Origin of the sequence: Stenotrophomonas sp., from assembly GCF_032066555.1 — a bacterium.
Taxonomy (GTDB): domain Bacteria; phylum Pseudomonadota; class Gammaproteobacteria; order Xanthomonadales; family Xanthomonadaceae; genus Stenotrophomonas.
This window is the reverse complement of sequence record NZ_DAMBKV010000019.1, coordinates 22,618-45,311: the sequence shown is the minus strand read 5'-3', so window position 1 is coordinate 45,311 and position 22,694 is coordinate 22,618. Positions and strand designations below refer to the sequence as shown.

20 protein-coding genes are annotated in these 22,694 nt (G+C 61.6%); 8 read left to right on the top strand and 12 right to left on the bottom strand.

Going from position 1 to position 22,694, the window contains the following annotated elements; translation table 11 throughout:
* Window positions 1-98: 98 nt before the first annotated feature.
* The 5 genes from RT131_RS16740 to RT131_RS16720 all read right to left on the bottom strand — a co-directional run bounded on the left by RT131_RS16740 (window position 99) and on the right by RT131_RS16720 (window position 4,945).
* Window positions 99-596 (bottom strand): hypothetical protein, encoded by a 498-nt coding sequence (locus RT131_RS16740; protein WP_313173903.1) that lies wholly within the window; start codon window positions 594-596, stop codon window positions 99-101.
* Window positions 597-805: 209 nt separating this feature from the next.
* On the bottom strand, window positions 806-1,783 hold the full coding sequence (locus RT131_RS16735; RefSeq protein ID WP_313173902.1) for a hypothetical protein: 978 nt from the start codon (window positions 1,781-1,783) through the stop codon (window positions 806-808).
* Window positions 1,784-2,152: 369 nt separating this feature from the next.
* Window positions 2,153-3,244, bottom strand: a complete 1,092-nt coding sequence (locus RT131_RS16730) for a hypothetical protein (protein WP_313173901.1) — start codon at window positions 3,242-3,244, stop codon at window positions 2,153-2,155.
* 42 nt (window positions 3,245-3,286) lie between these two features.
* The gene (locus RT131_RS16725; protein ID WP_313173900.1) at window positions 3,287-4,201 is read right to left on the bottom strand and encodes an AEC family transporter; all 915 of its coding nucleotides are present in this window, start codon (window positions 4,199-4,201) and stop codon (window positions 3,287-3,289) included.
* 105 nt (window positions 4,202-4,306) lie between these two features.
* The gene (locus tag RT131_RS16720; protein WP_313173899.1) at window positions 4,307-4,945 is read right to left on the bottom strand and encodes a tetratricopeptide repeat protein; all 639 of its coding nucleotides are present in this window, start codon (window positions 4,943-4,945) and stop codon (window positions 4,307-4,309) included.
* 169 nt (window positions 4,946-5,114) lie between these two features.
* Here RT131_RS16720 and RT131_RS16715 point away from each other — a divergent pair, with 169 nt between their 5' ends.
* Complete coding sequence (locus RT131_RS16715; RefSeq protein ID WP_313173898.1) at window positions 5,115-8,825, top strand: indolepyruvate ferredoxin oxidoreductase family protein; 3,711 nt, start codon at window positions 5,115-5,117, stop codon at window positions 8,823-8,825.
* 109 nt (window positions 8,826-8,934) lie between these two features.
* On the opposite strand, the gene RT131_RS16710 is transcribed toward RT131_RS16715, so the two are convergent.
* The 3 genes from RT131_RS16710 to RT131_RS16700 all read right to left on the bottom strand — a co-directional run bounded on the left by RT131_RS16710 (window position 8,935) and on the right by RT131_RS16700 (window position 11,771).
* Window positions 8,935-9,138: a hypothetical protein gene (locus RT131_RS16710; RefSeq protein WP_313173897.1), complete on the bottom strand. Its 204-nt coding sequence runs from the start codon at window positions 9,136-9,138 to the stop codon at window positions 8,935-8,937.
* Window positions 9,139-9,664: 526 nt separating this feature from the next.
* The gene (locus RT131_RS16705) at window positions 9,665-10,300 is read right to left on the bottom strand and encodes an SDR family oxidoreductase (RefSeq protein WP_313173896.1); all 636 of its coding nucleotides are present in this window, start codon (window positions 10,298-10,300) and stop codon (window positions 9,665-9,667) included.
* A gap of 553 nt (window positions 10,301-10,853) precedes the next feature.
* Entirely contained in the window at window positions 10,854-11,771 is a 918-nt protein-coding gene (locus RT131_RS16700; protein ID WP_313173895.1) for an alpha/beta hydrolase, read from the bottom strand.
* A 157-nt stretch (window positions 11,772-11,928) separates the two neighbouring features.
* On the opposite strand from RT131_RS16700, the gene RT131_RS16695 reads away from it, so the two are divergent.
* Together RT131_RS16695 and RT131_RS16690 are read left to right on the top strand one after the other, a co-directional pair.
* Complete coding sequence (locus tag RT131_RS16695) at window positions 11,929-12,879, top strand: LysR family transcriptional regulator (protein WP_313173894.1); 951 nt, start codon at window positions 11,929-11,931, stop codon at window positions 12,877-12,879.
* A gap of 140 nt (window positions 12,880-13,019) precedes the next feature.
* On the top strand, window positions 13,020-14,174 hold the full coding sequence (locus tag RT131_RS16690; RefSeq protein ID WP_313173893.1) for an NADH-dependent flavin oxidoreductase: 1,155 nt from the start codon (window positions 13,020-13,022) through the stop codon (window positions 14,172-14,174).
* Window positions 14,175-14,497: 323 nt separating this feature from the next.
* Here the strand turns inward: RT131_RS16690 and RT131_RS16685 are convergent, their stop codons facing one another.
* Complete coding sequence (locus tag RT131_RS16685) at window positions 14,498-15,031, bottom strand: dihydrofolate reductase family protein (RefSeq protein WP_313173892.1); 534 nt, start codon at window positions 15,029-15,031, stop codon at window positions 14,498-14,500.
* Window positions 15,032-15,055: 24 nt separating this feature from the next.
* On the opposite strand from RT131_RS16685, the gene RT131_RS16680 reads away from it, so the two are divergent.
* The 3 genes from RT131_RS16680 (at window position 15,056) to RT131_RS16670 (ending at window position 18,168) form a co-directional block, all read left to right on the top strand.
* On the top strand, window positions 15,056-15,637 hold the full coding sequence (locus RT131_RS16680) for a hypothetical protein (RefSeq protein ID WP_313173891.1): 582 nt from the start codon (window positions 15,056-15,058) through the stop codon (window positions 15,635-15,637).
* A gap of 164 nt (window positions 15,638-15,801) precedes the next feature.
* Window positions 15,802-17,097 (top strand): amidohydrolase family protein, encoded by a 1,296-nt coding sequence (locus RT131_RS16675; protein WP_313173890.1) that lies wholly within the window; start codon window positions 15,802-15,804, stop codon window positions 17,095-17,097.
* Window positions 17,098-17,274: 177 nt separating this feature from the next.
* Complete coding sequence (locus RT131_RS16670; protein ID WP_313173889.1) at window positions 17,275-18,168, top strand: NAD(P)-dependent oxidoreductase; 894 nt, start codon at window positions 17,275-17,277, stop codon at window positions 18,166-18,168.
* Between the two features lie 153 nt (window positions 18,169-18,321).
* Here the strand turns inward: RT131_RS16670 and RT131_RS16665 are convergent, their stop codons facing one another.
* From RT131_RS16665 to RT131_RS16655, 3 genes are all read right to left on the bottom strand, one after another.
* Complete coding sequence (locus RT131_RS16665; protein WP_343239660.1) at window positions 18,322-18,993, bottom strand: hypothetical protein; 672 nt, start codon at window positions 18,991-18,993, stop codon at window positions 18,322-18,324.
* 147 nt (window positions 18,994-19,140) lie between these two features.
* Window positions 19,141-19,407 carry a hypothetical protein gene (locus RT131_RS16660; RefSeq protein WP_296249044.1) on the bottom strand — a complete coding sequence of 89 codons (267 nt, stop codon included), beginning with the start codon at window positions 19,405-19,407 and terminating at the stop codon, window positions 19,141-19,143.
* A 585-nt stretch (window positions 19,408-19,992) separates the two neighbouring features.
* Complete coding sequence (locus RT131_RS16655) at window positions 19,993-20,919, bottom strand: AraC family transcriptional regulator (RefSeq protein WP_313173888.1); 927 nt, start codon at window positions 20,917-20,919, stop codon at window positions 19,993-19,995.
* Window positions 20,920-21,082: 163 nt separating this feature from the next.
* Here RT131_RS16655 and RT131_RS16650 point away from each other — a divergent pair, with 163 nt between their 5' ends.
* Both RT131_RS16650 and RT131_RS16645 read left to right on the top strand, forming a co-directional pair.
* Window positions 21,083-21,469, top strand: coding sequence for a hypothetical protein (locus tag RT131_RS16650; RefSeq protein WP_313173887.1), 387 nt, complete (start codon window positions 21,083-21,085; stop codon window positions 21,467-21,469).
* On the top strand, window positions 21,459-22,679 hold the full coding sequence (locus RT131_RS16645; protein WP_313173886.1) for an MFS transporter: 1,221 nt from the start codon (window positions 21,459-21,461) through the stop codon (window positions 22,677-22,679). Before RT131_RS16650 ends, RT131_RS16645 begins: the two co-directional genes overlap by 11 nt.
* Window positions 22,680-22,694 lie beyond the last annotated feature (15 nt).

The following is a 22,694-nucleotide window of genomic DNA, read 5'->3' as shown; positions in this document are numbered from 1 at the left end:
AAGCAAAAAGCACCCCTCCCAACCCTCCCCTTCGCCATGCGAAAGGGAGGGCGCACGCCCATCATCCGATGGGCCGAAACCGCCGCGCGTGATGCCCACTATCCATGGCAATAAACAACAACTATGTGGTGCCCGCGAAACTGCCTGCATATAGCAATCGCGCGGTCATTCCACGCGCCAGCTGCGGGCTCGTGGTGATCCCTGTTCTCAAACCACCCAGGCGCGGGAGTAACGATTGCAGGGGTGACGCCACTCTCGGTGAGCGTATCAGCCGGAAAAACCAGGTACTCGGAATCTCGCAAAGCGCCCGGCCAATCCCGCAAGTCGACAGCGTTTTCCTCAAGCCACTCCCGTGTGCAGCACCAGTAATAATCCCACGCACCCGGTGAGAGATCGTCCTGCCACATCTGGAATGGCTTCATTTGCCTGGCAACGGCGGCTTCAATGGCATGTCCATCGCTGACATCCGTACCCATGGGCAATACGACCAGTGCATAGAATTTCATGGGGACCTTGATATCTGAACCAATCCACGATGAAAAGCGGATCCATGCCTCAGCGTACATCACGGGCGCAATATCTATCTGCGCGTACACCTGACTTCCGGGGTGCGCTGCGCCTGCCCGGGCTACATCAACGGAGCACGGATGCGCTATTTGTGGGAGCGGCGTAAGCCGCGAAGCATGTGCTGAATCAGATAGCACAGCTGCGAGGACTCTCAGCAATGTCAGCTTCGCGGCTTACGCCGCTCCCACAAATGGAATCCTAGCCATCAACCATGAAGTCACGCGGCTTGCGCTTGATATCAGCTGGTTGGCGGCACCGGCGGTGCTACCCATCCGGCTGGCGGCAGCAAGGGCTCCCCCTGATGCTGTAGAAATCTGCGCATTGCCGGGATCTCGCCTTCTTCGCCAAACCAGCGCATATAGACCTGCGGCTCGACGGTCGAAGCTTTCCGTGCGGGGTCATTGTTGTTCAAGAACTCGGCGCTACGAAAGAACAACCAATCCAACTGCCGAAGATACTCAGCTGAACTACGGGCGCTTTCAGATTGCGCCTCGATACGTGCCAGCCGTTGCGCACCGGCCTTGGCGATGATCATCGTGTCGCTGTCGGCCATTCGCTGTAGCAGGTTGCGGCATTGCTCACGCTGATGGATGTCGGATTCATCCGCTGGACAGAGCGCCAATGCCGCTTTCAACTCCGGCTGCCACATGCCCAGCGCGATGCTGAAAATCGTCACCACCCGCTCATGTTCTGCATACAAGCCATTGTTGGCCCGTTCCCATTGCAGCGCCCGCTGTGGCTGGACCACAGGCCAGGCCATCCCGCTGGTGGCCGCATCCAGCAGCCGGATTATCGAGGGAAGCTGATCACCATAACGTGGCGCATCCAAGGCACGTTGCTTGGCCTTGTTGGCGCGATCCTGATCTCCACGCGTCTGCGCCCAACGCATCAACAACAACTGCGCGTCAGCACCCTCTTCGGTCTGCAGCGTCGCTACCGCCCTCTCCACCGCACAATCGCCACCGTCAAGGCAGCGACGCACTGCGGTGGCCGCTATCAGGGATTCATCACTGCCGTTGGCGATGGCCTCCAGCAACCAGCGCTCCGCTTCCGGCGCGGGCTTCAGCTGGCCGGCCTGCAGATCGAGCGAAAGCGGAGCCAATCCAGCAGCGGCATACAGATTCAGCGCTTCGCCTGTGGCTGCCAGCTTGCGTGCCTGTTCCATCCGCGCCTGATTCTGTGCCTGCACCTGGACCAGCAGCTCTTCAGGAGCCATGCCGCCCTGATATTCTGCAGGCGATTGTGCGTTCGCCGTAGTGGTCATCGCCAACAACAGCATCAACAAAATTCCTTGTTTACGCATAGCCCTTCCCTTTCAACCATCACGTGTTGAAACGTACCGGATCAACCCAGCCGTACCAACACCCAAGCGGAACCGACAAGATCACCAGCGACAACATGGTGATCCGCGCCGTAGCCCGAACAAGTGCAGCCCCCATACCCTCATCACCTGACGGATGGCAGACACCACGAATGCAGCGATTGATACGCAGGTGTGCACAGCGCTGCTCCCGTTTTCCGGTTGCGTTGAGCTCACCCGGGCTACCTGGACCACGGAAGCCAAAGCCACCGCACTACAACCAAATCAGCGACATGACGGTAGGCGATAGGTATCCGGCTGCGTCGGTGGCGGAACTTTCCAGTCAGCGGGCGGACGCAACGCAACCCCGCAGGATGTCAAGACATGTTGCGCCATCAACAGCTCGCCGCGCTCTATCCACAATCGCACCAGTTCAACTTCGCTGACTTTCGCATTGGGCTTCTCGCCCGATTTTCCCAACAAATGGTTACTGACTGAGTGAAGCCACTCCAATTCACGATAGCGCGCTGACCATTCCGCCTTGGCCACTTCATCCAATTCAAGCGCAGCCATTCGTGCAGCGCCCAACCGCGCCATTGTCAACGAATTACTATCGGCCAAGACAGTCAACAAATGCCGGCACTGCTGGTTTTTCTCCGCGCCCAGCTCCGGAGGCATGCATGCTTCCGAAACCTGGCGCGCGTCATTCGGCAATAAATTCAACGCAGTCCAATGCACGGTAACCAGGCGTTCGTGTTCGGTATCCTGACTTTTCGGGTCCCGCACCCAAGCTTCAAGCTTAGCCGGGTCAGACGGAGGCCATGCGACATCTTCCGTCGCCTCAGCCAGCAAACCCGTCGTCGCCGTCACTGGGTCACGGTAGCTCTTCGCCTGAACCGCACGCTCCCATGCTTTCTGGGTTTCGACGGGATCCTTGCGATATTCGGCCAAGCGCATCAACAACAGCTGGCTCCCCGCATTGTCGGCATCCCCGTTTTGCAACGCAGCTACCGCCTCATCGACCTCACATTTTCCCGTTCGAATGCATCGTTCCACCATTGCAGCGGCTATCAACGGCTCATTCGAGCCTATCCGATATGCCCGCAGCAACCTTTCGTCCACCTCAGGCGCATTGGTAATGCTTCCTCGCAAATATGCCTGGGTTATTGGCTCCAACAACCACGCCGCGTAGAGCTTCCGGGGCTGATCACTTCTGGCGAGAACTCCGCTCACCAACTCCAACTTCAGTTTCCCCCAAGCCTCCCGCTGTTCGTGTTGCTGCTCGGGCGTCATTTCAGCATCAGCGGTTTGTGCAACTGCACCTGCACTGACTACCAGCACCGCCAATCCCGCCATCGCCAGCCAAGGCTTACGCATCCTGCTCTCCTCGTTTTTGAGCATTCCTGCTCACATACCGGCTCAACCCACCCGATCCAATACCCAGACCCATGCCGGTAGCGTGACCAGCGACAACACAATGCCATAGCCCACCATCGCTGCGGCCAATCGCGGCGCCAATCGATGCGAAATGGCCAAGGCGGCGGCGGTGATCATGGTCGGCATCGCCGTTTCCAGCACATTGACCCGCAGCATCTCACCCTGCAGACCGAACGCCCATGACAAGGGCAGCGCCGCCGCCGGCAGCACGATCAATTTCAGCAGCAGGCCTATGCCCAGCGGTGCCAGTTCAGCGCGCGACAGTCGTAGCTGGATGGTCAGGCCCACGGCCAGCATCACCAGCGGCAACATCGCATCGGAAACATTCTTCAACGCACCGGCAATCCACGTCGGCGGAGACGCCGGCATCACCAGCAGGGCAAAGATCAGCGCCCACAGCGGTGGGAAGCGCACGATGCGCAGCAGGATCTGGCGGGTGCTGGGCGGGGTATCGCCGCTGTAGCGGGCCAGCACATACAGGCCAAAGGTGGACAGCATCACGAAGGTGCCGAACTGGTCGTAGACCACCGCATACGGCAAAGCATGGTCACCCAACAGCGCGCGCACCATCGGGTAGCCGATGAAGCTGGAATTGCACAGTGCCACGCACAGCAACAGCACCGCATGCACCTGCCGGTCGAAGCCGAGCAGGCGCGTAGCCAGGCTTACCAGCGCCAACGTCAGCAGCATCAGCAACCAGGGCGTCAGCATGATGCCGATCAACGAGGCATCCAGCTGCAGGCGCGGCACATAGGTCAGCACCGCGGCCGGTAGGCAGATGTACAGCACCACCTTGTTGAGCACGTCGGCGGCGTTGTCCGGAAACACCCGCAGGCGGGCGAACGACATGCCCAGTGCGAGCATGGCCAGGATCAGTGCGAAAGCGTCGATTGCCATGATGCGAGCATGCCCCGCGCCGTCCCCGACGGGAATCAGCGCTGGCTCAAAACCTCCTGCTGCAGTGCCGGCACACGGTACGGGCACTGCATCGCAGCTGCTTCCTTACGGCCAGGCCGGCGGATTGGCCGCCCACGCCTGCTGTACCTGGGCCAGCTGTGTACGCTCGGCGTCACTCCAGGAAGGCAGCAGCTGCGGGTAAGCCGCCGCTTCACTCCATTGTCCCGGTTCCGTGCGCACGGCAGCCGCATACCAGGCCACGGCCTCGTCCTTGCGGTTCAAGCTCCACAATGCCAACGCCAGCGTCGGCGGCAGCCATGACGGATTGCCGCGCGTGCCCTCGGCGACCTTGGTCCAGTGAGCCAGCGCTTCCTCGGGGTTGCCTTTGCGGTACAGATCCCAGCCTTGGTTCCAGCGCAGACTGCGCGCCTGCACGGAGTTGTCGGCGACGGCGGCCAAGGCCTCCTGGTACAGCTTGGCACCCAGTTCCTCGCGACCATCACGGTAGGCGATGCTGGCCAGCTGGGCGGTGGCTTCCACGCCCTTGCGGCCACGCTCACGCAGCTTCATCAGCTGATCCACCGCATCTGCCTGTTCAGGTGGCACGACCTGAATCGGCTTGGCGGCCACGTCATCGTCGAAATAGAACTCGTTGATCTTCGGCAGGCTCTGCGCCTGCACATTTGAAAACAGCAACGCCGCCAGCACCACTACGCCAGCGACCACGCGCCTTGTAACCCCCATGACTGCAATCCCCATCGAACAGTTATCCCCCACCCGGCCCCGATCCTAACCGCTCCGGGCGCTACGCGCGACAGGGTTACAGGGTGATGAAAGCCCCACTGCTACAATCCGCGGCTGCCACCGGCCCCGCCGGCTGGCACCTGCCAGCCGTTTCCGCAATGGGCCAGCCATGACCAGTACCGCCGAACTTACCTCGCCTGCTTCCGCCAACGATCCGCTGATCGGCGTGCGTGATTCCGATTACACCCTGGAACACAAATACACGCGCACCGATGGCCGCATCTACCTGAGCGGCGTGCAGGCCTTGGTACGCCTGCCCTTGATGCAGCAGCAGCGCGACGCCGCGGCCGGGCTGAATACCGGCGGCTTCGTCAGCGGCTACCGCGGCTCGCCACTGGGCGGCTTCGACCTGGAGCTGTGGCGCGCGCGCAAGCACCTGGAAGCAGCCAAGGTGAAGTTCGTGCCCGGCCTCAACGAAGACCTGGGCGCGACCATGGTCTGGGGCACGCAGCAGACCAACCTGTTCCCCGGTGCCAAGGTCGATGGCGTGTTCGGCATGTGGTACGGCAAGGGCCCGGGCGTGGACCGCTGCGGTGACGTGTTCAAGCACGCCAACGCCGCCGGTGCCTCGAAGCATGGCGGCGTGCTGGCGCTGGCCGCCGACGACCATGCCTGCCGCAGCTCCACCCTGCCGCACGGCAGTGAGGAGGAGTTCGTCAGCGCGATGATGCCGGTGCTGAACCCGGCCGGCGTGCAGGACATCCTCGACATGGGCCTGGTCGGCTGGGCGATGAGCCGCTATACCGGCCGCTGGATCGGCTTCAAGACCATTGCCGAGACGGTGGAATCCTCGGCCTCGGTGGACGTCAACCCGTTTGCCCGCCAGATCATCCTGCCGGAAGATTTCGACATGCCGGCCGCCGGCCTCAACATCCGCTGGCCGGACCCGCCGCTGGAGCAGGAAATGCGCCTGCACCGCTATGCGGTAAAGGCCGCGCAGGCCTTTGCCCGTGCCAACGGCATCGACAAGGTGGTGATGGATTCGCCGCAGGCGCGGCTGGGCATCGTCACCACCGGCAAGAGCTACCTGGACGTACAGCAGGCGCTGGAATACCTGGGCCTGGACGAAAAGGCCTGCGCCGACATCGGCATCCGCGTCTACAAGGTGGGCATGACCTGGCCGCTGGAGCCGCAGGGCATCGGTGCCTTCGCCCGCGGCCTGGAAGACATCGTGGTGGTGGAGGAAAAGAAGGCCTTCATCGAGCGTCAGATGAAGGAATACTTCTACAACTGGCCGGCCAGCTGGGGCGCGCGCCCGTCCATCGTCGGCAAGTACGACGAGCAGGGCGAGTGGATCCTGCCGTCCACCGGCGAGCTGACCCCGGCCACCATTGCCGGCGTGATCGGCCGCCGCATCCAGCGGTTCTTCAACACCGAATCGATTGAAGAACGCCTGCGCTGGATGGACGTCAAGGAAGCCGAGATGGCCCTGCCGCGCGCGCAGTTCCCGCGCGTGCCGCATTACTGCTCCGGCTGCCCGCACAACACCTCCACCAAGGTGCCGGAAGGCTCGCGTGCGCTGGCCGGTATTGGCTGCCACTACATGGTGACGTGGATGGACCGCGCCACCGACACCTTCACCCACATGGGCGGCGAAGGCGTCACCTGGGCTGGGCAAGCCGCGTTCACCGACACCGAGCACGTGTTCCAGAACCTCGGCGACGGCACCTACTTCCACAGCGGCTCGCTGGCGATCCGCCAGGCCATCGCCGCTGGCGTCAACATCACCTACAAGATCCTCTACAACGATGCGGTGGCGATGACCGGCGGCCAGCCGGTGGACGGCACCCTGACCGTGCCGCAGATCGCTCACCAGATGCGCTCGGAAGGCGTGCACACCATCGTGCTGCTGTCCGACGACATCCAGAAGTGGAAGTCGCGCCGCCACGAGTTCCCGTCCGACGTGGAGTTCCACGACCGCGCCGAGCTCGACGCCGTGCAGCAGCAGCTGCGCACGGTGAAGGGCACCAGCATCCTGATCTACGAACAGACCTGCGCCACCGAGAAGCGCCGCCGCCGCAAGCGCGGCAAGATCGTCGACCCGGCCAAGCGCACCATGATCAACTCGCTGGTCTGCGAAGGCTGCGGTGACTGCGGCGAGAAGAGCTTCTGCGTCTCCGTGCTGCCGAAGGAAACCGAGTTCGGGCGCAAGCGCGACATCGACCAGTCCAACTGCAACAAGGATTTCTCCTGCACCACCGGCTTCTGCCCCAGCTTTGTCACCGTGCACGGCGGCCAGCTGCGCAAGGGCAGCAAGAGCAAGGCCGCCAGCCTGCTCGACAACCTGCCGGCGCCCACCTTCCGCACTGACTTCTCGCAACCCTGGAACATCCTGATCACCGGCGTCGGCGGCACCGGCGTGGTCACCATCGGCGCGCTGCTCGGCATGGCCGGCCACCTCGAAGGCAAGGGCGCGAGCGTGCTCGACCAGACCGGTCTCGCGCAGAAGGGCGGCGCAGTCACCACCCATATCCGCATCGCCAATACGCCGGCCGACATCCACGCGGTGCGCATCGCCGCCGGTGAAGCCGACCTGGTGCTGGGCTGCGACATGGTGGTGGTCAACGACTACTGGGCGTTGTCCAAGGTGCGCGGCGAGCGCTCGCAGGTGGTGTTGAACACCTACGAAGCCATGCCCGGTACCTTCACCACCCACCCGGACATGCAGTTCCCGGCCGCCGACATCATTGCCGGAGTGAAGCTGGCACTGGGCGGGCGCGACCCGATCCTGCTCGACGCCACCCAGCTGGCCACCGCCCTGCTTGGCGACGCGATTGCCTCCAACCTGTTCATCCTCGGCTTCGCCTGGCAGCAGGGCCTGGTGCCGCTGTCGCTGGAATCGCTGATGCGCGCGGTGGAGCTCAACGGCGCCGCCGTGGCCATGAACCAGACCGCGTTCGCCTGGGGCCGCCTGGCCGCCATCGATCCGCAGGCCGTGCAGCAGGCCGCCGGCCTCATCCACAACGCGCCGACTGATGCCGAGCGCAAGCCGGCCGCGCTGCGCGAACTGCCGCCGGGTGACTGGGAAGGCAGCGAAGCCGGTGCACCGTCGGCACCGCGCAACCCGGACAACGAGCCGGACGTGCGTGGCCTGCCCGCCGCGAGCCGGACCAGTGGCGAAGCCGCGTTCGCATCGCTGGACGATGCGCACCTGTCCCGTTCGCTGGACGAGTTGATCGCCCGCCGCAGCAGCTTCCTCACCGACTACCAGGACGCTGCCTACGCCAAGCGCTACCGCGCCCTGGTGGATGCAGTGCGCAGCGCCGAGCAGCAGGCCATCCCGGGCAGCACCGCGCTGAGCGAAGCCACCGCGCGCTACTTCTTCAAGCTGATGGCCTACAAGGACGAATACGAAGTGGCCCGCCTGTACACCAGCGGCGACTTCATCAAGCGCGTGAGCGAGCAGTTCGAGGGCGACTACCAGGTACGTTTCCACCTGGCCCCGCCGCTGTTCGCCAAGCGCGACGAGCAGGGCCAGCTGCAGAAGAAGGAATACGGCCCGTGGATGTTCAAGGCCTTCGGCCTGCTGGCCAAGCTCAAGGGCCTGCGCGGCGGCCGCTTCGACGTATTCGGTTACACCGAGGAACGCCGTGGCGAGCGTCAGTTGATTGCTGACTACGAGAAGACCCTGCAGGAACTGATCAGCGGCCTGGATGCGCGTCGTCTGGCGCTGGCGGTGGATATCGCCAGCATCCCCGAGCACATCCGCGGCTACGGCCACGTCAAGGAAGCGCACCTGCACGAAGCCAAGGCGCGCGAAGCGAGCTTGCTGGCGACGTGGCGTAATCCGAAGGCGCTGCATATCGTGCAGGCGGCCTGAGCAGGCAACCGATAGGTTGCCTATGCGCAATGCAACCTGTGGGTTGCATTGCGCGGGCTGAGCTTCAGCGCCAACGTTGAAGCTCAGCCCATTACCGACTGAAGCGGCGTCAGTGGATCTCGAAATCCATGGACATCAGGGAAGGCCGCGCTTGCCCGCCTGCCTGTGCCGGCGTCCATTGAACGGCAAGAATCACCTGCTTCTCCTGATCGGTCAGCCCCAATCGGGGGGGATAGGAAACGATGGCGTCCTGCAGCTTGCCCGTCTCGCCCAGAACAACCACGATGCAGGTCAGGCTGCTGCCGGAGCGCATCCAGATGCCGCGCGGGAATTGGGGCAGTTTCTCTACCGGCTGCGGTCTACATCCGCGGTTTCACCAATCACGTGATCGGGAAGCAGCTTCTGGATTTCTGCCAGAGGCGGTGCTTTTTCGCATGAGCGGTTCGGGTGGTCGCGGGCTTGAGCGCTGCTTGCAAATATCAGCGTAGCTGCGAAGCCCATGATTTTGAGCATATGTTCCAACCTTCCGATGGTTCGGGATCCGCTGAATTCGTTAGGCGCTGAGTTTGAAAACGTGCGTATTCCGTTCGATGTCCGCCAACGGCCCAAAACGGACGCAGCGCGGAAGAGAAACGACTCTCCCCAAACTGCAGGCCTATCGTTGGAAAGTACTAGGGGAAATCCGCTCGCCTGGTAGCAAATCGAACGTAGCTTGGTGCCAACAGGTCTCTGTAAAATCATTTAGCAAAAGCAGTAGATTTTGGGTCAGGATGGTTGCTGATCCGGCCGTAGCATTTCCTGAAGAGGCGCTTCGTTTCGCGCATTTTGGGTACTATTCCTCAAACAAACGCGGGCTTGTCGCCGTCGGTATTTGGCTTGTTCACGCCCACGTTGGCTCGCACCAAACGCTCGGGGTTCTCGACCAACTCGGCCACCAGAGCAGCCACGCTCTTGCGCGATACCTCGGTGCCCTTGAAGGGCTCATCACGGCCAGTTATTTCATAGTCGACCTCATCCTCGTCCTGCAACCAAGCGGCGCGCAGGATCGTGTAGTCGGTATCGGAAGCCTCAATTAGATCCGCAGACTTGCGGTACGGCGGCAGGTACTGCCCTATCTCCTTGCGGTTCCACTCGCCGAACTGGCCCGGCACTTCGTCGTAGATGCCCAGTGAGTTGACGAAGATCAGCCGCTTGACGCCCTTAGACTTCATCACCGCAAGAATATGCACAGTCTGCTTGTCCACATCACCTGCCAGATTGGCATAGACCACTTCCTTCCCCTCAATGAGCTGGGGCAGAAGCTTCTTGTCCATAACGTCGCCCACCGCAATTTTTGCGTTAACTGGCTCAGTGCTGGTGAGCTTCGTGGGATCGCGCACGAGCAGGGTCTGCTCGACATCTCGGCGCTCGCCCAGCATCTGCACGACATGGCGGGCAATCTGCCCGCTGGCGCCCAGGATCAACACCTTGGTCATCTTAGTTTCCTGTGTTCATATGCTTGTTAAAAAATCCAGCGTTTGCTGTGGATGGCGACCAAGCCAGTTGTACCCATCCTTGGAGCGTTGCATGGTGCCTCCGATCCAGATCAGTTCCTTCTTCTGCCTGCCAAGCAGATCGAAGGTTGCCCGCACATCGTGGGGTTGAGGCGGCGGCATCGTCGTGCAACTGCCACATCAGCACAGGCTGCTCTAGTACGCGGTGAAAGCTCCGAGTTTGAGCGGTTCCAGATCCACAAGCTCCTGATACTGCGGCATGCCCATGCGTTGTAGCGCTCACTCGATCAGCCCTTCAGGCATCGGCACCATCGGACTGCACATGGCACGCACGTTCTCGAAAAATCAAAGTCGCATGCCATGGCCACGTACTGCGAGATGCCGCCCAGACAGTGGCTGAGCAGCGCGACATCTATGCGGTCGAGCTTCGGATAGCTGTCCACCTACTTCCTCACGCCGACGCAGTCGCGCCATTCCCCTTGCTCCCGGCTGAGCACCTTTCGGGCTTGTCCAAAAGATGCTCGGTACTCAGGGCTTACAAGTTCTTCTGAAAGAACGGAATCAGCTTAGCCAGCGCTTGCCCGACAGGGGCCGGTTGATCGTACAACTCGTAGTGCGAACTGCCTTCCACAACCACCAGTTCCTTGACCTTCGACGCGGCGCGCGCATAAATTTCCAGTCCATCGCGATAGGCGCCAAAGCCGCCCGGCTTGTCGCCGACCACCACCATCATCGGCGTCGTCAGCAGCGTCTCGGCCAGATGGAAGGCATCCCAAGCGGCGGAGGCAGCCCGGCGCGAGAACAGCGCACGCGTACCGGCGTTGTCGTTGATGCAGCGGTTGCGGTAGTAATCAGTGGCGCCGAGGACATCAACGTCCGTGATGCCCGCTTGGGCGACCGCATCCATGGACGGCGGAACGAACAGGTCAACCTTGAGTGCCTCGCCCCGGGCCTCGGTGGTGCGTTGCTGGGCCACGGCTTCCATCTGGCCAATCGGGTTGAAGCCGCTGAAGCCTTCGCGGCACAAACGGCCGTAGTTGACACCCGTGATACTGACCAGGGCCTTGATGCGACGCTCGATCATCGTCGCATTGATGGCATAACCGCCACCGCCGCAGATGCCTAATACCCCGATGCGGTCGGCATCCACGTACGGCAATGTGACCAAATAGTCGGAGACGCGGCTGAAGTCTTCAACGGCCATGGCCGGGTCTTCAATGTAGCGGGGCTCGCCACCGCTCTGACCTTGCGTGCTGCGGTCGAAGGCGATGACTACAAACCCGGCTTCCGCTAGGGCCTTCCCGTAGACGTTGCCGGCAGTCTGCTCCTTGCAGCTGCCGATGGGGTGAGCGCTGATGATCGCCGGGTACTTCTTGTTCTCGTCGAAGTTGGGTGGAAATTGCAGGTCCGCTGCGATGTCCCAGTAGGTGGTCCTGATCTTGACGCTTTGCATGGCGTGCTCCTTGGGGCGCTGAGTGATTTGCTTGGTCACCGCCCCTCGAGGGAAGTGCGGCCAACCACCGATGCAAGCACTGTAGACCCAATATTTGGCCCCTTATAGCCATCAATCTGAATTACAGTTGTATTCTCAAATTTACAATGATCGCCACATGGATCCGTCACTGCTCCCCTCCCTGGCTTGGTTTGCTCACGTCGCCCACCACCGCAGCTTTACCAAGGCGGCAGCGGAGATGGGAGTCTCTCGGGCCAATCTGTCGCAGAACGTAAAGGCGCTGGAGCGTCGGCTGAATGTCAAGCTGCTGTACCGAACCACGCGTGACATGTCGCTCACTGAAGAAGGCCAGCGGCTCTATGACGTGTGGTATCCGGCGCTGGTCGCCGTAGAGCGCACAGTGCGCTCCATGCATGACGCACGTGATGAGCCTTCGGGCCTAGTGCGGGTGAATACATCTCGTGTGGCCGCCAAGACCTTGCTGGAGCCGCACCTGGAAGAGTTCTGCACCCGCTATCCCAAACTCCAACTGGAATTGGTCACCGACGATGCGCTGGCCAATATCGTGGCCGACGGGTGCGATGCTGGCATCCGGGTCGGCGAAAGCCTGGCCGAGCACATGGTGGCCGTGCCGATTACGCCGCCATTGGAAATGGCGGTGGTGGGCACGCCCGCTTACTTCGAGCGCCACCCACAACCGGCCACGCCCGCCGATCTAGCGCAACACAACTGTCTGCGATTCCGGGCCCCCGGCGGTGCGATCCTGCCATGGGAGTTCACTGCAACGGATGACGGCGGGCATGCCTTCACAGTAGAGCCGCAGGGCAGCCTCATCACCAACGACGATGACAGCATGATCCGCGCCGCTTTGCAGAATGTAGGCCTCATCCAGCACATCGACATCGCCGTGCAGCAGCGCCTGGATTCCGGCGAACTGGTACGGGTACTGCAACCTTGGTGCAAGCCCTTCGCTGGCTTCTACATTTATGCACCCACCCGCGCACAGATGCCGGCCAAGGTGCGGGCCTTGATTGATTTTCTGGTCGAGAAGCGCGAGGGCATGACGGGCATGCGCCAACCACCTTCAACGAAGAAGCAGATACGTTGAGCGGTGCTCTCACGCTTGATTGTCAATTTGGACTGAATACTCTTGTGCGGTTTGCAATTCTTGGCACTTACGCGCGTTGGCCTCAGATTGGGAGCCTCCTGACTTCTTTATGCGCACCTCCGCTGTGCCAAGGCTTCTCCATGACGTCCGAACCCGCCACTCTGTTCCAAACCTTTGCCTTCAACAACGGCCTGACACTGCGTAACCGTGTGGTGATCGCGCCCATGACCACTTGGTCCGCCAATCCCGATGGAGCTATCTCGGATGCGGAACTGGACTACTACCGCCGCCGCGCCCAAAGCGTGGGCATGGTCATCACCGGCTGTACCCATGTGGCGGAGGACGGCATTGGCTTCACCGATGAGTTCGCCGCCTATGACGATCGCTTCATTCCCAGCTTGCTCCGGCTGGCCGAGGCTGCCAAGAGCGGCGGTGCTTCGGCAGTGCTGCAAATCTTCCATGCAGGCAACAAAGCGGTAGTGGACGCAGTGCCGCGAGGCGAACTGGTGAGTGCCAGTGCCGTCAATGCGCTGGGCGGGCCTTTCAATCGGGACGACGTGACGCCGCGTGCCTTATCGCAGAGTGAGATCCTGAAGATGGTGCACGCTTTCGGCGAGGCCACACGCCGTGCCGTCGAGGCAGGATTCGATGGCGTAGAGTTGCATGGCGCGCACGGCTTCCTACTGCAGAACTTCTTCTCGCCACGCTACAACCAGCGCGGTGACGAGTGGGGCGGCTCGCAGCAAAAACGCATGCGCTTCGCGCTGGCAGTGGTGAAGAAAGCCAAGCGGGTGATCGCCAAATATGCCACGCGCCCGTTCCTGCTGGGCTACCGCATCTCGCCCGAGGAACGCGAGGAAGGTGGCTATCGGGTACCGGACATCTGCCCGCTGGTGGATGGGCTGATTGCCGAGGGCATCGACTACCTGCACATCTCCCTGAACGATGTTCTGGGCGCGCGCCCGCTGGGAACCGATACCCGTCTCACCGTGGAGCAGGTCATTGCGCATGTCGGCAAGCGCGTACCAGTGCTGGCGGCGGGCATGTTGCGCACCCCGGCACAGGCCCAGACTGCGCTGGATCTGGGGCTCTCGCTGGCGGTCGTGGGCAAAGCGCTGGTTATTAACCCGGATTGGGTAGGGTTAGCTCAGGCGGGCTGTAGTGAGCAGATCAGCCAGGAACTGGTTCTGGACAAGCGCGCGGCGTTGTCCATTCCCGATGGCCTGTGGCGAGCCGTAGAGGCGGCGCCGGGGTGGATTCCGGTGCGCAAAGCTGAAGCTGTCGCTGGCGCCTGAGAGGATACTGGTGACAACTTCGGGCTTGTGATTCCTGTGACGGCAAGTGCGTTCAGCATTCGCTCGCCTGTCGCATTCGCCACCGTCATTGGCCCTCTGATCGAAGTACCCGTTCTGATCACCCTGATGAACGTCACGCTCAGGCTGAACCAAAGCAATTTCACGTAGTAATTGCACAAGAAAGATATGCACAAGGTGAGCGTCGGCTATCGGCCAGAAGCGGACATCGCGGGTAAGTCTTAAGCTGACGACTTGCATTGATTGCAATTCGGCTTTCTATCATCTTTGACCTAGCACGGTTCTACAGCCTCATTCTCCACGCTTCACTCGCTACGAAGTGAGTAGTGCAGGCGAACGCAGCCCCGGTCCAGCGTCTTCGCATTGATGAGCGTCGGACTAAGCCGGATGCCCGTTGCGGGAAACAAAGGGCTGCCGCCTCCCAGGAGCTCCGGCATGACATAGATCTCGATCTCATCAAGCCCACCACGCTCCATGAAAGCCATCTGCAGCTGCCCACCGCCCAACATCCAAATGTTTCCATCATCGAGCTCTCTGAGTTCGGCGATCAGGGCGTCAACGTCATGACGTACTTCAAGCGTTCCTTTGGGCTCGCTAATGGCGCGAGAGGTGACGACAATGACCCGCTGGTGTTGATACGGCCAAGGCCCAGGGTCCCGAGCGAGAAAGTCGTACGTTCCGCGCCCCATGACAACCGTCCTAATACCCTTGAGGAAGCGGTTGTAGTCGTGCTCCCCAAGGTCCATACCTTCATAGCGCTGCAGCCAATCGAGCCCGTTTCCCGGTGAAGCGATGAAGCCGTCAAGGCTGGAGGCTATGTATCCAAGAATGCGGGCCATGGAGTCGCCCTTTTTTATGAACGAATGTTCGGTTATATTAAGACGATGGGCAGATCAAAGAAAGTCTCAGACGCAGAATTGATGGATCGGCTTTTGGTCGTCATCGGCAGGGACGGTCCAGATCTGTCGTTCGCTCAGGCAGCGAAATATGCTGATCTAGCGCCTGCAACGCTTGTGCAGCGCTTTGGAACACGTGAGGGAATGGTCGAGTCGACCCTATTACATGCGTGGGCGCGATTGGAGGAAGCCACCCATGCCGCCCATACCGAAGCGACGACCGACCCAGCGGGCGCGGTGGATCTTCTTCTGCGTCTGACAAACAGTGGAAGCGGAGAAGTGGACTTCTCGGAAGGACTACTGCTGCTTCGAGAGGACTTTCGTAACCCTGTGCTTCGCGCTCGAGGAGCAGCGTGGGAAAAGCAGTTGACCGCAGCTTTGGGACAACGACTTTCTCAGGATCCGACTCTTGCCGCCGTGTTGGGCCGGCAGCTGATTAGCATTTGGCAGGGAGCCATTATCTGGTGGGGCTTCACGCGACAGGGCACGCTTCACGAGAATGTGAAGGTCGTATTGAACGACTGGCGTCGCATTGCTCTTCGATCTTGAACCGGCGCTCCTGACTCGCGCGGGCTAGCATCGATCACTGTGGTGTCACGCCAGGATTGGAAAGAGGACCTTCTCGATTCTCCGCTGCCGCTACCTATCGGCTGTTGCGTTAGGGAAGTCATGGTGCCCTCCCCAACGAAAGACCTTCAGTTAGGAGTGAAATCATGCGGAACATGTTTTCAAGAGCTTGCGTGGCAGCCGGCATTCTCTCCGCCCTTGTCTCATCGATGCCTGCAAAAGCACAGGATCTCGCGGTGGTAGGCGCTCGCGTGTATTCCGGACCCGACGCGAGTCCCATGGAAGATGCCACGGTGCTAATCCGGGCGGGAAAAATCGCTGTGGTTGGCGATCGCGGCAATGTGGAGATACCACCTGGCATACGCATCGTCGACGGCCGTGGAAAATTTGTGATGGCAGGCTTCTGGAACAGCCACATCCACCTGATAAAGCCTCCCTTCCTTGTTCCCGACGAGCAACCGGCCGAAGTGCTGGACGAAGCGCTCCGCGAGAGGTTCACTCGCTGGGGCTTCACCACACTGTTTGACATCGCCTCCCTGCCCGGCGATGTCCGTGCACTGCGCACACGTATTGATCGCGGCGAAGTCGTCGGGCCTCGACTGCTGACGGTCGATATGCCTTTCTTTCCCGAGCATGGGACGCCCATCTATGTCCGGGAACTCTGGCAGCAGTCAAACGCGCCGAGCGCGGAAGTAGCCACGGCTGAACACGCACGCTCACGCGCGGCTGCCCAGATCGAGGCGGGGGCGGATGGCGCGAAGCTGTTTACTGGGTCCATCATTGGGGGGCCGCGAGGCGTATTGCCAATGTCGACGGATATCGCCCGTGCGGTCGTTGCAGAGGCGCATGCACGTGGAAAACCCGTATTCGCCCATCCCACTGATCAAGCTGGACTAGATGTAGCGGTCGACAGCGGCGTGGATGTGCTGGCGCATGCAGCACCGGACGCGGGCGCGTGGCCCCCTGAATTCGTCGCACGCCTCAAAGCGGGCAATGTGGCCCTCGCGCCCACCCTGACACTGTTTGATTCAGAACTACGTCGCGAAGGTGTGCCTGAGTCCGTGCTGGCGAAGTTCGTCGGTACAGCGCAGCAACAGTTGGGTGCGATGGCAATCGGTGGCGGACAGGTATTGTTCGGTACAGATGCAGGTTACATCGACGTATACGACACTCACCTTGAGTTCCGACTAATGGCCGCCGCCGGACTGGATTGGCGCCAGATTCTCGCGAGCCTCACCACCACCCCGGCTCATCACTTCGATCAAGCAGCAACACGCGGACGCTTAGGAAAGGGATATATAGGTGACTTGGTAATCCTTGGCTCCGATCCGCAGGAACAACCGGATGCCTACGCCGACGTGCGAATGACCGTGCGGGATGGGCGGGTAGTTTATGAGGCCGACTCGGCGGCTGCACCGAGCACGCCTCATCACGCTCGATAAGCTGATCCTAGAGCTTCTGATAAGGACCTAGCTTCAATCGAACTCCGATGTCCGCTCCGGGTCGATGGCGACCTTCGGTCAACAACGGCGTGAGCGTCCCTCGCGTAGCCTTGGATGTAGCAATATATTTACCATGCCTCCATCCCGGCAGATCCCGGGCGCCAGACGCACTTTTCCGTGAAAGCTCTTATCACCGGTAGTTCAGGCCGGATTGGCCGCGCAATCTACAACGCGATTGCCGCAGACCATGAGGCCGTTGGCCTCGACCGTTCCCCTTTCTCCTGCTCGTCGCTTATGGGTGACTTCACCGATAGCCGATTGCTGCACTCGGCATTGCAGGGCGTCGATGTGGTCTTCCACACCGCTTCGTACCACGCGCCGCATGTTGGCCTAGTATCTGATCGCGAGTTCGAGCGGGTCAATGTGGCGGGTGTGCAGCAGTTGCTGGAAGCTGCGCAGCAGGCTGGGGTGAAGCAGGTGGTCTACACCAGTACCACCGCGCTATATGGCGATGCTGTCGCCGAGCAGGGTTGCACCTGGATCGATGAATCCGTGACGCCGCAGCCCAAGACTGTGTATCACCGCACCAAGTTGGCGGCCGAGCAGGTCCTGGCCGAGTGGTCCGGTGCGGGGCTGACACGTAGCGTCATCCGCATGTCGCGCTGCTTCCCGCAGCCTGCGGATCAGATGTCGGTGCTGCGCCTGCATCGCGGCATTGATGTCCGCGATGTTGCTGATGCGCATGTGGCGGCGTTGGCGTTGCCGGCTGGTTCGTTCAGCAGATTTGTTGTCAGTGGCTCAACGCCGTTTCAGCGCGAAGACCTTGAACAGTTGGGGCGTAATGCCGTTGAAGTGCTGCGCCTGCGCTGCCCGGAGCTGGTTGCCGAGCATGCGCGGCGTGGTTGGCCACTGCCTTCGGTCATTGATCGGGTTTACGACAATGCCGCTATTCGGCGGGCCTTGGCTTGGGAGCCTGCGTTTGGTTTCAACGAGGTTTTGGCGCAGGTGGATCGGCGTAGTTTGGAGGTGTTGCCTTATACGCGCGGTTTCGTTGATAGGACTGTGGATTGATTCGGTCGCATTGGTAGTTCGGTAGGTGGTGCTTGCTTCGCGGCTTACGCCGCTCCCACAACAGAAGGAGCCTGTGGCTACGTCTGTTGATGCGGGTAGCTGGCGATGTTGGTCGGCGCGCGTTGATGCGGATGCGCAGGCAGGGCACCTTCTTCAGCGCCCTGCGTGTTTGCCTTCGCTGTCTTTCCCGGCTGCGCGACTCTTTGCGAATTCCGGGAAGGTCGCTTCCAGGCTGTCCTTGTCCGGCAGGATGTAGAACAGGCCGCCGCGCTCGAATGTCGGGCTGACGATCTGCTCGTAGAAGTCCGGCGCGATGTTGATGCAGCCGTGGGTGACGCGATTGTCGTCCGGCGTTGGCGATGCGAGGCGCTCTGCGCGTCGCTCGGCGGGCACGCCGGTAGCGGTGGGATGGATGGAGACTGCGGAATCGTAGTCCACCCACAGCACGCGGCCCGCATCGAGCGAGGGGCCGAAGCCGCCGATGAAACGACCCGCAGGTGTGGTGCGGTCGCGCCCCGGAATCTCGCGCAGCGCGAGGCCGGCAACGCCTGGGGCTACGTGATCGCCAGTTGCCGAGCCAAACAGTCCGGGCGTGGCGCCACGCAGTCGGCCGTCGCCACTGAACACCAGGATCTGTGCAGCGGCCTTGTCCATGATCGCGAAGGGATAGCCCTGGTTGTCCTTGCTTGCGACAACCCAGCCGGCGAGTTCAATCACCGTGTCGGACACCTTCTGGTCCGGCGGAAGCTGATCGACGGCGGTTGCCGTTTGCTGCACAGTCGCATCCTTGGCGCTGGCCGCGTCGATGCTCGCGAACGCCAGCACGCCAAGGGCGACGAGGATTGCAGGGTATGTGTACGTACGGATGGGACGGTTCCTTGCAATGAAGACTGATCGAGGGGAGGAAACCAGTGGCCGGTAAAGGCCACCGGATCCTGAATTCAGGTATTCATCGTGAATTGAACGGAGCGATCAGCCGCGCGGTGTGCGGCGTGGCGCCCTTTCGAGTTGCTGGACGCGACCTTCAATTTGATCCAGTCGTTGGTTGGCCTGCTGTGCGGACTGATTGGCGGACTCGGCGCTCTGTGCCGCGCCCTGTACCCTCGTGTCGAGTTGGTCGAGGCGTGAGTTGATCCCTGCAAACTCTTCTTTATAGGTTGCACAGGATGCCAGGCTCATGACGACGACTGCCACGCCGAGCGTACGCGCCATCACCATTTTTTGTTTGGTCATGAACATTCCACTTCCTCCTTCGCTTGGGGGATCTCGAATATAGCTACGTTTCTGCAGAGCAGCGTGATGCGCTTTCAGCTGAGGTTTGCACAGATAAATGAACTGTGAAGGTGTTTGAATGAGCACCGCTGTGACTTGAATTCAGCAAGCTCAATGAACACCGTTGAATTTGATGGACCAACGCGTGGCGTGCGCAGTCATCTATGCAGATGCGAGGTGAAAATATGCGGGTGAACAGGCGTTCGCTTCCACGGTGATGGTCATGCAATGGGGTCTTCGACTTGCCAATTCATCGGTATGAATTGGCCTCGTGGTCGGCTACAAGAAGTGCACGAAGTCGGTGTGAGCTGCATGCAACATGCAGCTGCTGCGTCGCGCGGTGTGGTGGCTTTATGCCACGAGCTGTCTATCGGAACGTTCGGCGCGATGATCACGTTCTGCGCGTTTGTTGATCAGTTCGTTCGCTGCCAGCTGGCATCGTTGGATGCATGCACCGTGCAGGCGTTTGTGTTTGGTGGCTTCGCGGCTTACGCCGCTCCCACAACTTCCACAATCAACGCGACCGCTGCAGCGTCTACAGCACTGTGTTGGCTACTTCAGCTGCGAGGGTGAAGTGCCGTAGTGGCGCTTGAACGCGGCGCTGAAGCTGCTGGTGTGCGCGTAGCCGGCGATGGTGGCGGCCACATCCACGGGAACGCGCTGCCGCAGCAGTGCCTGGCGGGCGCGTTCCAGCCGTAGCTCGCGCTGGTAGTTGGCGATGCTTTGGCCATGGCAATGCTGGAAGCCACGTTGCAGGTCAACTGCATTGGTGCCGAGCTGGCGCGCCATCTGCGCGATGCTCAGTGTGTCAGCCTCTCCACTTTGCAACCACTGCTGCAGGCGGGTGACACAGCGCTGCAGGTGTGAGCTCAAAGGTTTCTCGCTGCCCTCGCTGGCCAGTGTCTGCAGCACGTCCGCCGCCAGTTCCAGGGCAAAGCTTTCCTGCTGCAGGCGGCGCAGCAATGGCAACGAACCGGCCTTGTTCTCCAGCAGTTGCGCTGCACGCTGCAGCAACGGCGCCGGTGGTCGCCATGCATGGTTATCGGCGTGACCATGGCAAACGCGGGCCAGTCGGGCGCTGCCACGGGAATCGGCCTGCAACTGCCGCTGCAACCAGTCATCGCTGAGGTGCAGGCTGACCTTGCCTTCCTGTCGCCCGGCCTGCCAATGGCGTTGGAAGCTGTCTTCCTCACGCAGGTAGACCAGCATGGTCGGCATGCGTCGATGGTTGCCCTCCAGCCGCAAGCGGTGCCTGCCGATGGCAACGTCGGCCTCGCCATCCACCAGAAAACCGGCAGTGATGCCCGGTGCCAGACGGTTGTGGCTGCAGCCGCCCACCATGTCGCGGCTGCGGCTCAGGTAGAGCGACACGCCATCGTCCAGCGCGTGTACCTGCTGCCAGCCGGCCAGCACCGGCGTGGCGTCGGCCATGCCGGCATTGAAATCAACCTGCCCGCCCAGCGCGTGGGCTGCGGTCATTAGTTCGGCGCAGGTGAAAACCTGCATGCAGGGCATCCCGGAATGTGGTCCTGCCTAGATTTTCCTTCGCTGCGCCTAAACTTTCAATGGTATTGATAACTATTCTTATTTGAGGAGTCGCGTATGGGCGGCCCTTCCCCGTATTCAGTGAAGGCAAGTGGCAATGGGTTTGACGATCAAGCAGGCGGCCGTGGTCCGCGCCGTCTTCCACGATGCGGTCAGCGCGGACGAGATCCGCCACTGGCTGCAGCGCGTGGAAGCGTTGATCGTGGCGGCCACGCCGTTCTACTTCATCGCCAGCACCGTGCCCGGTGCCAGCTTCAGTGACGATTACCGCGCCATCCAGGCGCTCTGGTACAAGCAGCACAAACCCGCCTTCCGCGTTTACTGCAAGGGGCTGGTGCGCATTGCCAGCAGCGCTGCCGAGCAGCAGCGGCTGGATACGCCGGCCCTGCATGCGGCCTGGGGCGTGCCCTATTACGTCACCACCGATGCTGCCGACGGCATGCGCTGGGTCGGCCAGCAGCTGGAGCAGGCCGATGCGCACTGAGCGCGCTGCCGCCTCCGGTTTCGGTCTGGGCGTGATCGTGGTGCTGTACATGGCCCACGCGCTGCCGCTGTATTTCTACAACGTGGCGGTGCCGGCCATCCTGCGCAGCCAGGGCGTGGACCTGCGCTGGATCGGCATGTTGTCGCTGCTGTACCTGCCGTGGGCGTTCAAGTTCCTGTGGGCGCCGCTGGTGGACCGCTGGCACCTGCCGGCCCTGGGTCGCCGCCGCAGTTGGTTGTGGCTTACCCAGTTGTTGTTGCTGGTCGGCATCCTGGTGTTGGCCTTCACCGGCCTGGACCACGGCCTGACCGTGTTCGTGCTGGTCGGCATGTGGATCTCCACCGTCGCCGCCACCCAGGACATCGCCATCGATGGCTATACGGTGGAAGCATTGGCACCGGCCGAGCACCGCCTCGGCAGCATGGCGCAGAGCGTGGGCGTGGCGCTGGGCAGCATGGTCGGCGGCGCAGGCGTGCTGTGGCTGTACGAAACCCGCGGTTGGACCGTCGCGCTGCTCAGCCTGGCGGCGATGAGTGCGCTCACCCTGCTCGCCGTACAGCAGATCAACGAGGTGTCGCGCCCGGCGGCCAGCCAGCAGCCGAGCGTTCTGCGTGCGCTGCGCCGGCCTGAGCTGCGCTGGGCGCTGCTGCTGATCGTCCTGTATCGCATGGTGGAAGCACCGGCGATGGCGATGGTCAACCCGCTGCTGGTCGACCAAGAGTGGAGCCTGACCGAGATCGGCCTGCTGATCTCGGTAGGCGGGGCCGGTGTTGGCATGTTGGCTGCAGTGGGTGCGGCCTGGCTGCTCAAGCAGCGCAGCGCCGAACAGCTGCTGATGCACGCCGGTTGGTGGCGCACGCTGCTGTATGTGCTGCTGGCCGCCCTGCTGTACAGCGGTGTGCTTGCCTCCTCGCAGTTTGGGCTGGGCGCGCTGGTGATCGCCCTGCTCGCCCTGCGCTATGTCGCCATGACCAGCCTGTATGCCCTGTTCATGCAGATCAGCTCGCGCGAGCAGGCCGGCACCGACTTCACCTTGCTGGTGTGCTTCGAACTGCTGATCTTCTTCATCGGTGGTGCCTTGTCCGGCTTCCTCGCCAAGGGCCTGGGTTACCCCGCTTATTACGTGGCGCTGGCGATCGTCTCCGCGCTTGGGCTGCTGTTGTGCCGGCCGCTGCTGCGCCGCTTCGCGCCCTCCCCTTCTTCTCCCTGATACGTTCCGAGGACA